The sequence below is a fragment of the Limnohabitans sp. genome (assembly GCF_044361985.1).
GTDB lineage: Bacteria > Pseudomonadota > Gammaproteobacteria > Burkholderiales > Burkholderiaceae_C > Limnohabitans_A.
The window spans coordinates 1-13,120 of the sequence record NZ_JBIKHV010000068.1 but is presented as its reverse complement, the minus strand read 5'-3'; the positions used below and the strand labels follow the sequence as shown (position 1 = coordinate 13,120).

The following is a 13,120-nucleotide window of genomic DNA, read 5'->3' as shown; positions in this document are numbered from 1 at the left end:
TTCCGAAGAACTTGGCAATCACCATCAAACGCCCACGCTTATCGGCTGTATATTTTTAAAGAACCCAGGCAACTTGCATCACCTTGTTTTGCTACGCTGCGATCAGCGAAGCCTTGAATTATGACACAGTTTTGAAGTCTGCGTCAAGTTTTTGAAAATTTTCTTGCATCAACAAGTTCAGATTCATAACTCCCCCCCCGCCACGTTTTGTTTTTTGGAAACATCACTTGTGTGCAGCGAAGCCCTCGATTATGGCACAGCTTTTGTGCTGTTTTGAAATTTATTGAACCCCTCGCCAATGTTTGGTCTACCCCGCCCGGATAATGCGGCCATGGCTTTACTTACACTTTTGAACGCTTCTCTGGCTTTTGGCCATGTCGCACTCCTTGATCACGCAGATTTTTCCCTGGAAACTTCCGAGCGCATCGGCTTGATCGGCCGCAACGGCACGGGCAAATCGTCCTTGCTCAAGATATTGGCAGGCATGGAGCGCCCTGACGATGGGTCACTGCATTTGCAACAGGGCGTACGCATTGCTTATGTGGCACAAGAGCCCATCCTGATCCCAGAGCACACGATTTTTGAGTCCGTGCGCGAAGGTTTGGCCGAGGTCGTGCAATGGATCGACGATTACACGCACAGTCGGGGCGACCTGGACACTTTGCAAGGCCAGATCGAATCACGGGATGGCTGGGGCTGGGAGCAACGTCTTGACGAAACACTGCAGCGGCTGCAACTGGACCCGAATTCCTTGGTTCACACTTTGTCTGGGGGCATGCGCAAACGTGTCGCCCTGGCTCAGGCTTTGGTGACCCGCCCTGACGTGCTGTTGTTGGATGAACCGACCAACCACTTGGACCTGAACGCCATCACTTGGCTGGAAGACTTGCTGATTGATTTCAAGGGCAGCGTGATTGCGATCACCCACGACCGGGCCTTTCTGGACCGCATTGCGACCCGAATTGTGGAATTGGACCGGGGCAAACTGCGCTCCTACCCCGGCAACTTTGCGCAATACCAGATCCAGAAAGAAGACCAGCTTGCACAAGAAGCCGTGGTCCAGGCCAAAGCCGACAAGCTGCTGGCGCAAGAGGAAATCTGGATCCGCAAAGGCGTGGAAGCACGCCGCACCCGCAGCCAAAGCCGCATCACCCGGCTACAAGACCTGCGTGGCGAGCGCGCGGCACGACGCGAAAAAGTTGGCAATGTGCGGATGGAAGTGGCCTCGGGCGTGCCCAGCGGCAAGCTGGTGGCAGAGTTGACCGACGTGAGCAAAAGCTTCACCCAAGCTGATGGCTCCGTGCGAACTGTCATCCAAAAGTTCACGGGCACCTTGTTGCGTGGCGACAAGATCGGCTTGCTGGGCCCCAACGGGGCGGGCAAGACCACCTTGCTCAAACTGATTCTGGGCGAACTCGAGGCCGATAGCGGCGAAGTGCGACGTGGCACCAAGCTGGAAGTGGCCTACTTTGACCAAATGCGCGATGCACTCGACCTGGACGCCACGCTGGAAGACTTCATCAGCCCCGGCAGCGAATGGATCGAGATCGGCAACAAGCGCCAGCACGTCAAAAGCTACCTGGGTGACTTCCTGTTTTCTCCCGCGCGGGGCACATCGCCTGTGCGCTCCCTTTCGGGCGGCGAACGCAACCGCCTGCTGCTGGCCCGTTTGTTTGCACGGCCCGCCAATGTGTTGGTGCTCGACGAACCCACCAACGACCTGGACATCGAAACCCTGGAATTGCTGGAAGAACTGTTGCAAACCTACGAAGGCACAGTATTTCTGGTCAGCCACGACCGCGCCTTCATGGACAACGTGGTCACCGGCATCATCGCTTGCGAAAGTGCCCCGGATCAACCCGGCTTCTGGCGCGAGTACGAAGGCTCGGTGCAAGACTGGCTGGTCCAGTCCAAACGCAGCCAGGCCATCCGGGCCCAAGCTGCACAGCGCAATGGCAACACGCCACCTGCACCACAAGCCAGCCTGGCGGCCACGCCTGCGGCCGCTACAGCTCCACCCGCCAAAAGCAAGCTCAGCTACAAAGAGCAACGCGAATTGACCGAACTGCCCGCCAAGATCGAGACCCTGGAAAAGGAACAAGCCCTCACGCGTGCGCAACTGGCCGATGGCAGCGTTTACCAACGCGATCCAGGACTGGCGCAACAACTTTTTAGGCGCGACACCGAAATTGACGATCTCCTGCTGGCGGCCATGGAGCGCTGGGAAATCCTCTCTAACCGTTGAAAAACCCCACCCTCACCAGCGAGCATGCTGGCAACGGCGTGCCAACCACAACGAGGCTTCGCCTGGATAGCAATAGACCAGCACTAAGGCCCAGGCCATCAAAAAAACAGCAATCCCCATTGTGCTGTGGGCTACCTCGCGAATGGCAACCGCAAGGGCTTACACACGACTTGAGTAATGCGCTGGTAATCCATTTGGCAATGGCTAGGCGGTTGCGCAAAGCCATGAATGGCAACCGGGCAAGTGCATGGCTTGGCAGCGCAACAAGGTTTCCAGAACGGTCATGAAAATCGTAGCGGTGCTTTACGCATTCTGGCGCTACATTCAACAGCATGACCTCCTCTGAACTCAGCGCTCTATTGGTACTTGCCACCGTCAGCAGCTTCACCCCCGGGCCCAACACCACGCTGTCGACCGCCATGGCAGCCAACCACGGTCTGAAGCGCGCCATGCGCTTTGTGCTGGCGGTACCGGTAGGCTGGGGCATTTTGTTCACGCTTTGCGCCACCGGCCTGGGTGGCTTGGTGGTGGCCTGGCCGCCTTTGCGCTGGGGCATCGTGACGCTGGGCACGGGGTATTTGCTGTGGCTCGCCTCTCGCCTGTGGCAAAGCGGCAGCTTGCAGCAAGCCGACAGCAACAAGCTGCAAGTGGGCTTTGTGCAAGGTGTGGGCTTGCAGTTTCTCAACATCAAAGCCTGGATGCTGGCCCTCGCCATCGTGGCGGGCTGGGTGGCAGGGCGAGAAGACGCCACCGAGCGCACGCTGATGCTGCTGCCGATCATGGTGGCTTATGGTTTTGTGAGCAACCTGACCTATGCCGTAGCGGGTTCGATGCTGCGGCATTGGCTGGCGCACGGGCACCGCTTGTTGATGTTCAACCGCTGCATGTCGGTGGCGCTGGTGGCTACGGCCCTGTGGATTTTGAATGGCTTGCGCCAAAGTGTCGTCTGAAAAACGGCCATGAAAGACATGTCCGACGAACTCACAAAGCGCGAAAACCTTGGCCTTTGGCTGGGCCTGCTGGGTGTGGTGATTTTTGCACTCACCCTGCCCATGACCCGTTTGGCCACCGGCACGGTCGATGCACCGCAACTGTCCCCCTGGTTTGTCACGTTTGCACGCGCTGCGCTGGCGGGGGGCCTGTCGGCCATCTACCTGATCGCCGTTCGCGCGCCTTGGCCTCAAGCCACACAACGCGGCCCCTTGCTGCTCTCGCTGGCAGGCAATGTCATTGGCTACCCGCTGCTCTTGGGCTGGGCCTTGCGCCACGTCACCGCCAGCCACGCCGCCGTGATCACGGCCTTGCTGCCGCTGGCCACGGCTGCCGCAGCCGCCTGGCTCATGCACCAACGGGCGCGGCTGGGGTTTTGGGTATTTGCAGGTTTGGGCAGTGCCCTGGTTGCCCTTTACAGCCTGCTGCGGTCCGCCCAGCTTGGACATGGCTTTGGCCTGACCTGGGCCGACACCTTGTTACTGGGCGCGGTCATCGCGGCCTCACTGGGTTATGTGGCCGGGGCCAAAGTCACGGCCAGTCTGGGTGCCGAAAAAGTCATCAGCTGGGTCTGTGTGATGGCCTTGCCCATCACCTTGCCCGGTGCCTGGCTCACTTGGCCTGAGCACGCCATTGCGCCTGCTGCCTGGCTGGCCCTGCTGTACGTTGGTGTGTTCTCCATGTGGGTAGGCTTTTTTGCCTGGTTTCGCGGCCTGTCGCTGGGGGGCCCACTTCGGGTCAGCCAGATCCAATTGCTGCAACCTTTCATCAGCATTTTGGCGGCCATTCCATTGCTGGGAGAATCGCTGGATGCCATGACCCTGGGCTTTGCCCTGCTGGTCGTGTTCACGGTTTTTGCAGGCCGACGCATGGCCCAAGCCCCGACCGCGCTCACAAAAAATCCACAAAACCTCAAGGAGCAAAAGCAATGAACTGGACCTTGGCCCAACGCGCTGAAAAGATGAACCCCTCAGTGATTCGTGAAATCCTCAAGGTGACCGAGATACCGGGCATCATCAGCTTTGCCGGGGGCCTGCCTTCGCCCCAGACCTTCCCCATTGAAGAGATGCGCATTGCCTGCGAACGCGTACTGAGTCATGACGGCAAAGCCGCCTTGCAATACGCCGCGAGCGAAGGCTACGGGCCCTTGCGCGAGTGGGTGGCGCAAGACCTGCTCAAACAAGGCATGCAAGTCAGCCCAGACCAAGTGCTGATCACTACCGGCAGCCAGCAAGGGCTGGACCTGGTGGCCAAGATCCTGATCGACGCAGGCAGTCGCATTTTGGTGGAGACCCCCACCTACCTGGGCGCCCTGCAGGCCTTCACCCCGATGGAGCCCACCGTGGTCGGTGTGAACAGCGACGAGCACGGCGTGGATGCCGAAGACCTGCGGGCCAAAACCGGTACTGGGGCAGACAAGGCACGCTTTGTGTATTTGCTGCCCAATTTCCAGAACCCCACAGGTCGCACCATGACCGAAGAGCGCCGCGCTGCGGTGGCTCAGGTGGCCCTGGAGGCCGGTTTGCCCATCATCGAAGACAACCCTTATGGCGACCTTTGGTTTGACGCGCCACCAGCGCCCTCGCTGAGTTCACGTCACCCCGATGGCAGCGTTTACCTGGGCTCGTTTTCCAAAATTCTGGCCCCGGGCCTGCGCCTAGGTTATTTGGTCGCCCCCAAAACGCTCTACCTCAAGTTACTGCAAGCCAAACAGGCGGCCGACCTGCACACGCCCAGCTTCAACCAGCGCGTGGTGGCCGAAGTTCTCAAAGACGGCTTCATCGACCGCCATGTGTCCACCATCCGGGCGCTCTACAAAAAGCAGTGCGAGGCCATGCTGGCCGCGCTGGAGCGGGAAATGGCCGGTCTGGGCCTGACCTGGAACCGCCCGGCCGGCGGCATGTTCCTGTGGGTGCAGTTGCCATCCGGCATGAAGGCTATTCCGCTGTTGGACAAAGCCGTGAAAAAAGGTGTGGCCTTTGTCCCCGGCTCGGCTTTCTATGCACAAGGCGCTGACGAAAGCACCGTGCGCCTGTCCTTCGTGACCGCGACGGTGGAGCAGATCGACCAAGGCATGGTGGCACTGGCGGCAGCGATTCGCGAATCGCTTTGAAGCCACGATGAACAAGGGTGCCACAAGCGCACCTTGTCAGACTTTCACTAAAACAGCGCCTTTAGGCACACTCCAGCGAGCAACCACCATGACACAACGCGCCTTCCAACAAGTTGACGTCTTCACCGACACCGCCTTTCTGGGCAACCCGCTGGCCGTGGTGCTGGATGGCGAAGGCCTGAGCGACGCGCAAATGCAAACCTTTGCCGCCTGGACACAGCTGAGCGAAACCACTTTTGTGCTGCCGCCCACGCCCGAAGGCGCTGCGGGCGGGGCCGACTACCGCGTGCGCATTTTTACGCCGGGTGCCGAATTGCCTTTTGCCGGACACCCGACGCTGGGCACCGCCTACGCCTGGCGTCAAGCCGGCGGCCAGCCCCAACAAGCGGGCGTGCTGGTGCAGGAATGTGCTGTCGGCTTGGTCAAACTCAAGCTCACCCAGCAGCGCTGGGCGTTCGCAGCGCCACCCTTGACCCGGCAGAACATCCCCGCTGCAGAACTCGCCCCAGTGCTGGCGGCTTTGGGGCTGGCAGCATCTGAAGTCATCGCCTCGCAACACCTGAACAACGGCCCCCACTGGCTGGGCTTGCTGGTCAACGACGTTGACACCCTTTTGGCGCTGGAACCCGACCATGTGGCCCTGAAACGGCTGGGCACCAAAGTCGGCTTGGCTGCACGCAGAACGGCGGCCACAACATCGCCCACAACAGGTCTGATCCGCCGCGCCAACCGCGAAGCCCGGGCCTTTGCCCAGCAGCGCCCCAGCCTGGCCAATGACCCGACCGATCTGGAAGTGCGTGCCTTTGCCGCCCCGGTGGGCATTGCCGAAGACCCAGTCACTGGCAGCCTGAACGCCTCACTCGCGCAATGGCTGATCGCTGACGGCCACATGAGTGCGCCTTACAGCGCCCGACAAGGCACCCTGCTGGGACGCGCCGGGCAAGTGTTCTTGTCACAAGACGACACCGGCCAGATCTGGGTGGGTGGTGACGTGGTCGGGTGCATCCAAGGGCACGTCACGCTTTGACCCCGTAACCCCAAAACCTGAACGACTGAAGCCACAATGCACACCGATCTGCCCACACTGGCCCAAATACAAGCGGCAACGCACGCCGTCTACGCAGCCTTTGGCCCCACGCCCCAGTACCGCTGGACGACCCTCAGCCAACGGCTGGGCACAGACTGCTGGGTCAAACACGAAAACCACACCCCCGTGGGTGCCTTCAAGGTGCGGGGCGGCCTGACTTATTTTGAACACCTGGCCCGCTCAGGCCAAATGCCCCAAGAAGTGATCTGCGCCACCCGGGGCAACCATGGCCAAAGCATCGCTTATGCGGCCGCACGCCATGGGGTGGCCTGCACCATCGTGGTCCCTTTGGGCAACTCCACCGAGAAAAATGTCGCCATGCGGGCGCTGGGCGCCCAGCTCATCGAACATGGGCACGACTTCCAGGCCGCCCGCGAACACGCCTTGAGCCTCGCCCAGGCGAGAGGCGCCCACATGGTGCCCAGCTACCACCCAGCCCTGGTACTGGGTGTGGCCACGGCTTGGCTCGAATTTTTACAAGCGGTGCCCGCACTCGATGTGCTGTATGTGCCCATTGGCTTGGGCTCAGGGGCCTGCGCCGCACTGGCGGCCAAACAATCCCTTGGCCACCCCGTCAAAGTAGTGGGCGTGGTGAGCGCACACGCCACCACCTACGTCGACTCAATGGCGGCAGGCTGCGTGGTTGAGTCTCCGGTCAGCACCGTGCTGGCCGATGGCATGGCTGTGCGCCGCGCAGACCCGCAAGCGCTGGTCATCCTGCAAGCTGGATTGGCGCGCGTGGTTCAGGTCAGCGACGCGCAAGTGGCCCAAGCCATGCGCGACCTGTACACCGACACCCACAACCTGGCCGAAGGGGCCGGTGCAGCCAGCTTTGCCGCCGCCTGGGCCGAACGCGAACAACTGCGCGGACAAGTGGTGGGCACCACCTTGTGCGGCGGCAATGTAGACGCCCACACACTGATTCAAGTGCTGGCACAAGCTGCCTGACCAAGTGCCCCCCCACCGACCAGGTCGCTCTTGGGACAAAAGCGGCGCACCCTCGCCAGCACAATCCGTTCCATGGGAACACTCTACTTAGTACGCCACGGACAAGCCTCTTTCGGGGCCGACGATTACGACCAACTCAGCCCTCTGGGCCGCCAGCAAGCCGTGCGTTTGGGTGAATACCTGCGGCCCAAGTTGCAAGACGCCCCGATCGAGGCCGTGATGATGGGCAGCTTGAAGCGCCACCGTCAAACCTGGGAGGGCATTGCCGAAGGCGCGGGCCTGTCGCACATTCCAGCCGTCTGGCCGGGCCTGAACGAATACGACAGCCACGCCCTGATTGAAGCGATTCACCCAGAACCTCTGGCCAAGCCCGACACACCCGAGTTGTACCGCCACCACTTCAGGCTGCTGCGTGATGCGCTGCAAGCCTGGATGGCTGGGCGCACCCAACCCCGCGGGATGACCAGCTACACCGACTTTGTGGCTGGCATTGAGGCGGCGCTTGACCATGTGCGGCAAAACCACGCGGGCAATGTCATGGTGGTCTCGAGCGGAGGCCCCATCTCGACCGCTGTGGGCCGGGTGCTGGGCACCCCGGCCGAAACCACCATTGAGCTGAACCTGCGCATCCGCAACACAGCCCTCACCGAGTTCGTGTTCAACCCCAAACGGCACATGCTGCTCACCTACAACACCCTGCCTCATCTGGACAGCGATGCGCACAAAAGCTGGGTCACCTTTGCCTAAAACCAGCCCGAATAAGCACTGGGTGTAACCCCTAGAAAAGGCCCTGTAAATATTGGGTGTAATCCCTAGGAAAAGCCTTGCACAACAGAGGGCAAAATAGCTTGGATGAACTGTTCGACTGCCTGGCTTGCTCTTCAGTCACTGGAGGGTGGCATCCAACTCTCCGCCTGCCCGACCCATCAGGCCGATCGACTGGCGTCTGATCTTTCGGTATGGCTGAAAGACTGGGGCCTTCAATCGGCTGTGCAAACCCTCACGCTGCCCGTCAATGATGGCCTGGTTACCCTGATCTGCAGCCTGCGCCCCGAGTTCCAGCAAGCCTGTATGCCTGATCACGACACCCTGGCTTTGCAGGATCGGCTAGGGCATCTCGACTCGTCGGACTCCGCCAACCAAGAAGTTTGGGTGCTTGAGCGCGAAATATGGGTCGCCTTGCTGGGGTCTCCCCATCGCTTCCAGTTCGCCAGCCTGGACGCTCTGGGCTCGCACATCCGGGTACGGCGCAACATGGCCATGGCTGCCCGCAAAACGGCGCTGGCCTTCAAAACCGAAGCGGCCGAGCGGCCCGAAGCCGATTGGCATTACGAAGAAGAATCCGGTTTCATCCTCAAACCGGGGCGCCCCCTGATCCAGGCCTTGATCGCAGCCACACAACCCGAAGCCACGGGCAAGCTTTACGATTTCTCCTGCTACCGCGCCACCGAATACGTGATTTTGCTGGGCATTGCGCAAGAAGCCGAGGCCCATCACCCTGGTTTGCTGGCCGATCTGCAAAAACTGAACGAGCGCCACGCCATTCGTTCAGGGCAGTTCCACGAGGTTTTTTTGGTCGAATACGGCAGCATGGAACACCCCCTGCCCGCCCGCTTTTACATACCCGGAGATCGCTTGTGGTTTCGCAACCCTGACGAACGGTCATCGGATGTGACGGGTTTTGAGGGCTCCTGGGTCATGTACATGGGCGGTGGTTTTTTCAGCAACTTTTGGAAACGCGAAACGCCTTTTACGCTCGAGTCCAAAGCCATCGAGATATTCCATTGGCGCCACGGCGTTTACACCGACGCCCAAGGCAAATTGCAAATGGACGAAGCCGTGGTGGATCGCCTTGTGGCCCAAACCCTGGCCAACCCCCAGGCCAAAGCACAAGTGCTGGAAAAAATGATCCGTATGCGTGACCCCCAGGGCGTCTACGCACAAGGCGGCTGCATCGACACGACGCGTGAGTACCCCAAAGGCGTCAGCCGCGACGCTTGCGAACTGGTGCTGCCCCAGATCTGAACGCCGGGCCCGATTCAGCCGACCTGATCGCTCAGGGTGTTGGGTGGCAAGCGGTCAATTTCCGACAACAACTGCGCCAAAGCCAGGCCTGAGGCCTCCAGCAAAGCCTGCCCTTTTTCTGCAGTGGCCGCGGCGGCATTGCCCGCTGCGCCATGGCGGTTGTAGTCCTGCATTTGCCAGCCCAGCTTGGCGCTTTTGCCGTTGCCCAAAATTTCAAAACGTTCTGCGCGGTCTTGCGAAGTAGAGCGGAAGTTTTGCGCCTTTTCCATGCGCACCCGATCAGGCCGCAGCGCCAGCATCATGGAGGTTTCGCTATCGCCCGCGTGCACACCAAAGCGATGTTCTTCAGCGCTGAACAGGGCATTCACATCCTGCCCCTGCGCATCGCGCATGGGCAAATTGAACCAGCTCACGCTGTACACCAACATGCCCAGACGGGCACGCAGATCGCGGGCCACGATGTCCATCACACTGACCTGCCCACCATGGGCATTGAGCAAGACCAGTTTGCGCACGCCACTGGCGGCGACAGATTCGCCGATGTCCGTCCACAAGCGGATCACGGTCTCTGCCTTCAGCGTCAAGGTGCCCGCAAAACGGGCGTGTTCGGGGCTCAGGCCCACCGTTTGGGTCGGCAAAAACAAGACTGGAAAATCAGCCGCCAGATGCGGCAAAGTTGCCGCCACCACACCCTGCACCAGGTCGGTGTCCACCGACAACGGCAGGTGCGGCCCGTGTTGCTCGGTGGCTGCCACGGGCAGCACGGCAATAGCCCGGTTCAGCGCCAGCGCCTGAAAATCGGTGGTGGTCCAATCGGCCCAGAAGCGGGAAGGGTTTTGCATAGCGCCATCTTAATGGAGCTTTTGAAAGCAACGGACGCCCTTTGTCCCGAACTTTCCTCGGCTGGTCTGGCACTTGGCGCAAACCCGTTTCGCATCAGGCTGAAACACCGGGGCCACAGGCCTTTGCACAGAGGGCGGTGTACAGTGCCTTTTTCAGGGTGTCCCACCTGTTGCTATTGGGACTGAATTGGGAGTGGCTGTTGAACGTTTCTGTGTTTTGCCGGTGGCTGGGTCGAGGGCTTGAACCACTGCGCTGGCCCGCCATGGGCCCCCTGGTCTTGTCGGCCATGCTGTGGGCCTGTTTACCGGGCCTGAGCCGTGCGCAAACCAGCCCACTTTTTTCAGCCCAACCCGCTAGCGCATTGGGTGTTTCAGCCTTGCTGGGCGGCAGCACCCAGGTTGTCACCACAGAACAGGTGCGCAGCGAGCTGCTGGTGCACGCACCTCAGGGTCTTCAAGCCGGGCAAACTTTCTGGCTGGGCCTGCAGATCGAGCACCAGCCCCATTGGCACACCTATTGGCAAAACCCTGGCGATTCGGGCTTGCCCACGCGACTGCAGTGGCAACTGCCTGAGGGCTTGCAGGCGGGCGACATTGTCTGGCCCCTGCCAAAAAAAATTCCGATTGGCACGCTGGCCAATTACGGCTACGAGGGCAGGCTCTTGCTGGTGGTGCCAGTGACCGTTAGCGCGGACTTCAAGTTTCCCGCCTACAGCCAGTTGCCTTTGAAATTGCAGGCCGAATGGCTGGTTTGCCGCCAAGAATGTATTCCGCAAGAAGGCCGCTTTACTTTGAACCTGGCTTCTTCCGCCCCGCAGACGACCCAAGCCGCCTTGTTTGCCGCCGCCCAAAAACTCAGCCCCCAATTGCTGCCCCAGCAGCAGCAAGCTGGCAACTGGATCACCGGTGGCCAGACCCGCGTATCCGAAGACGGCAAACAACTCAGCCTGAGCGTGCATGGCCTGCCCACGAGCTGGCGGGGCCAGACACTCAGCGCGTTCCCAGTGACGGCCAACGTGGTGCACAACGCTGCCGTGCAAGGCAAAGACTGGACGCAAAGCTGGCAAGGCGCGGTCTGGAGCGCCAAAATTCCGGTCTCTGATGAACGCAGCGACAGCCCACAAGTTATGCGTTGGGTGATCGCGGTGGGGCCTGAATCCGCCCCCAAGGCCCCGGCGCTGGAGGTTGAAACGCCAGTGCAAGGCAGCTGGCCTGCCTTGGCGCAAGCTGCGCCTGCCGAAATTTCACCCGCATTGGCCAAAGCCTTGGCCGACAACGCCTTGGCGCAGGCAAAGCCCTTGGCCCAAGGCGGTGACAGCACCGCCCTGAGTCTGAGCTTGGCAATTTTGGGCGCCCTGCTGGGCGGCTTGCTGCTCAACCTCATGCCTTGCGTTTTCCCCGTGCTGGCCATCAAGCTGTTGGGCTTTGCACAACCTGGCACCTCACAGGCCCAACACCGCGCCGCCGGCGCCGCCTACACCGCAGGCGTCGTGCTGTCCTTCATGCTGCTGGGCGGTTTGATGCTGGGCCTGCGGGCGGCAGGCGAACAACTCGGCTGGGGATTTCAATTGCAATCGCCACCCGTGGTGGCAGGCTTGGCCCTGCTGTTCACCCTGCTGGGGCTGAACCTGGCCGGGGTCTTTGAGTTTGGCCAAATGCTGCCCAGCCGCCTGGCCAGCATGCAAAGCCGCCACCCCACCGTGAATGCCGGTTTGTCGGGCGTGCTGGCCGTGGCCGTGGCTTCCCCCTGCACAGCCCCCTTCATGGGCGCGTCGCTGGGACTGGCCATTGCGCTGCCGGCCTGGCAAGCGCTCACGGTGTTTGCTGCCATGGGCGTGGGCATGGCCTTGCCTTATCTGGCGGCCAGCAGTTGGCCCGGCATCGCCCGCGCGCTGCCGCGTCCTGGGGTCTGGATGGTGGTGTTTCGCCAGGCCATGGCTTTTCCGATGTTCGCCACGGTCATCTGGCTGTTGTGGGTGCTGGGCCAACAAACCGGCATCGACGGGGCCAGCGGTTTGCTGGCCTTGCTGCTGACGGTGGCCTGGCTGGTTTGGGCCTTGGGCTTGTCTGGCCGTACCCGCTGGGTCATGAGCGCTATGGCCTTGGGCACCTTGATCTGGGTGGGCAACAGCTGGTTGCCCCTGGCCCTGCGCGAAGCCCCTGAAAGCACTCTTACCAGTAACAGCAACGACACATCGCCCAGCCAAGCCGCTGCGCCAACATCAGGCTGGCAAGCCTGGTCCCAAGCGGCCCAGCAAGCGCAGCTCGATGCAGGCCGCGCGGTGTTTGTGGATTTCACGGCCGCTTGGTGCGTGACCTGCCAATACAACAAGAAAACCACCCTCGCCGATGCCCGGGTGCTGGCCGACTTTCAGGCTCGGCAAGTGGTGCTGATGCGCGCCGACTGGACGCGCCGTGATCCGGCCATCACCCAGGCCTTGACTGCCATGGGGCGAAGCGGCGTGCCGGTGTACGCCCTGCACGCTCCGGGCCAGCCCCTTGTGCTTTTGTCTGAGCTGCCCAGCGTGGCCGAGGTGCAGGCAGCACTGCAAAAGCTGGCGCCCGCAAAATAGCCCGATGACCGCCAAAACTGCCTGCGGCGCCCACTTTTGTCCTGCGACAATCACACCATGAGCAACCGTTCTTTGAACCCCACACCCTCTTCGTTTGCCCCCCTGCAAAACGACACTTTCTTGCGTGCCTGCCTGCGCCAAGCCACCGACCACACCCCCGTCTGGCTCATGCGCCAGGCAGGGCGCTACTTGCCAGAGTACCGCGACACCCGCGCCAAAGCCGGCAGCTTCATGGGCCTGGCCACCAACGTCGACTACGCCACCGAAGTCACCTTGCAGCCGCTCGAGCGCTACCCG

The 13,120-nt window shown here is 61.2% G+C and carries 11 protein-coding genes; 10 read left to right on the top strand and 1 reads right to left on the bottom strand.

Annotation, left to right across the window (positions count from 1 at the left end):
• Positions 1-331: 331 nt before the first annotated feature.
• The 8 genes from abc-f (at position 332) to ACIQ3A_RS11060 (ending at position 9,408) form a co-directional block, all read left to right on the top strand.
• Complete coding sequence (gene abc-f, locus ACIQ3A_RS11095; protein WP_396431802.1) at positions 332-2,245, top strand: ribosomal protection-like ABC-F family protein; 1,914 nt, start codon at positions 332-334, stop codon at positions 2,243-2,245.
• Between the two features lie 332 nt (positions 2,246-2,577).
• Positions 2,578-3,195, top strand: a complete 618-nt coding sequence (locus ACIQ3A_RS11090; RefSeq protein WP_396431801.1) for a LysE family translocator — start codon at positions 2,578-2,580, stop codon at positions 3,193-3,195.
• A gap of 18 nt (positions 3,196-3,213) precedes the next feature.
• A complete protein-coding gene (locus ACIQ3A_RS11085) occupies positions 3,214-4,167 on the top strand; it encodes a DMT family transporter (RefSeq protein ID WP_396431803.1) in 954 nt (317 codons plus the stop codon).
• Positions 4,164-5,348: a PLP-dependent aminotransferase family protein gene (locus tag ACIQ3A_RS11080; RefSeq protein ID WP_396431800.1), complete on the top strand. Its 1,185-nt coding sequence runs from the start codon at positions 4,164-4,166 to the stop codon at positions 5,346-5,348. Before ACIQ3A_RS11085 ends, ACIQ3A_RS11080 begins: the two co-directional genes overlap by 4 nt.
• A gap of 88 nt (positions 5,349-5,436) precedes the next feature.
• On the top strand, positions 5,437-6,375 hold the full coding sequence (locus tag ACIQ3A_RS11075) for a PhzF family phenazine biosynthesis protein (RefSeq protein WP_396431799.1): 939 nt from the start codon (positions 5,437-5,439) through the stop codon (positions 6,373-6,375).
• A gap of 36 nt (positions 6,376-6,411) precedes the next feature.
• Positions 6,412-7,383, top strand: a complete 972-nt coding sequence (locus ACIQ3A_RS11070; protein WP_396431798.1) for a threonine dehydratase — start codon at positions 6,412-6,414, stop codon at positions 7,381-7,383.
• Positions 7,384-7,455: 72 nt separating this feature from the next.
• Complete coding sequence (locus ACIQ3A_RS11065) at positions 7,456-8,130, top strand: histidine phosphatase family protein (protein WP_396431797.1); 675 nt, start codon at positions 7,456-7,458, stop codon at positions 8,128-8,130.
• Between the two features lie 105 nt (positions 8,131-8,235).
• Positions 8,236-9,408, top strand: a complete 1,173-nt coding sequence (locus tag ACIQ3A_RS11060; protein ID WP_396431796.1) for a hypothetical protein — start codon at positions 8,236-8,238, stop codon at positions 9,406-9,408.
• Positions 9,409-9,422: 14 nt separating this feature from the next.
• Here the strand turns inward: ACIQ3A_RS11060 and ACIQ3A_RS11055 are convergent, their stop codons facing one another.
• Positions 9,423-10,250 carry a creatininase family protein gene (locus tag ACIQ3A_RS11055; RefSeq protein WP_396431795.1) on the bottom strand — a complete coding sequence of 276 codons (828 nt, stop codon included), beginning with the start codon at positions 10,248-10,250 and terminating at the stop codon, positions 9,423-9,425.
• A gap of 263 nt (positions 10,251-10,513) precedes the next feature.
• On the opposite strand from ACIQ3A_RS11055, the gene ACIQ3A_RS11050 reads away from it, so the two are divergent.
• Positions 10,514-12,823 carry a protein-disulfide reductase DsbD family protein gene (locus tag ACIQ3A_RS11050; protein ID WP_396431794.1) on the top strand — a complete coding sequence of 770 codons (2,310 nt, stop codon included), beginning with the start codon at positions 10,514-10,516 and terminating at the stop codon, positions 12,821-12,823.
• Between the two features lie 57 nt (positions 12,824-12,880).
• Positions 12,881-13,120: uroporphyrinogen decarboxylase family protein (locus tag ACIQ3A_RS11045; protein WP_396431793.1), on the top strand; the 240-nt coding region annotated here is incomplete at its 3' end.

Bases quoted from the DNA above. Each gene is read 5' to 3' on its own strand.
- abc-f (WP_396431802.1), top strand. From the start codon at position 332: ATGGCTTTACTTACACTTTTGAACGCTTCTCTGGCTTTTGGCCATGTC.
- ACIQ3A_RS11090 (WP_396431801.1), top strand. From the start codon at position 2,578: ATGACCTCCTCTGAACTCAGCGCTCTATTGGTACTTGCCACCGTCAGC.
- ACIQ3A_RS11085 (WP_396431803.1), top strand. From the start codon at position 3,214: ATGTCCGACGAACTCACAAAGCGCGAAAACCTTGGCCTTTGGCTGGGC.
- ACIQ3A_RS11080 (WP_396431800.1), top strand. From the start codon at position 4,164: ATGAACTGGACCTTGGCCCAACGCGCTGAAAAGATGAACCCCTCAGTG.
- ACIQ3A_RS11075 (WP_396431799.1), top strand. From the start codon at position 5,437: ATGACACAACGCGCCTTCCAACAAGTTGACGTCTTCACCGACACCGCC.
- ACIQ3A_RS11070 (WP_396431798.1), top strand. From the start codon at position 6,412: ATGCACACCGATCTGCCCACACTGGCCCAAATACAAGCGGCAACGCAC.
- ACIQ3A_RS11065 (WP_396431797.1), top strand. From the start codon at position 7,456: ATGGGAACACTCTACTTAGTACGCCACGGACAAGCCTCTTTCGGGGCC.
- ACIQ3A_RS11060 (WP_396431796.1), top strand. From the start codon at position 8,236: ATGAACTGTTCGACTGCCTGGCTTGCTCTTCAGTCACTGGAGGGTGGC.
- ACIQ3A_RS11055 (WP_396431795.1), bottom strand. From the start codon at position 10,250: ATGCAAAACCCTTCCCGCTTCTGGGCCGATTGGACCACCACCGATTTT.
- ACIQ3A_RS11050 (WP_396431794.1), top strand. From the start codon at position 10,514: ATGGGCCCCCTGGTCTTGTCGGCCATGCTGTGGGCCTGTTTACCGGGC.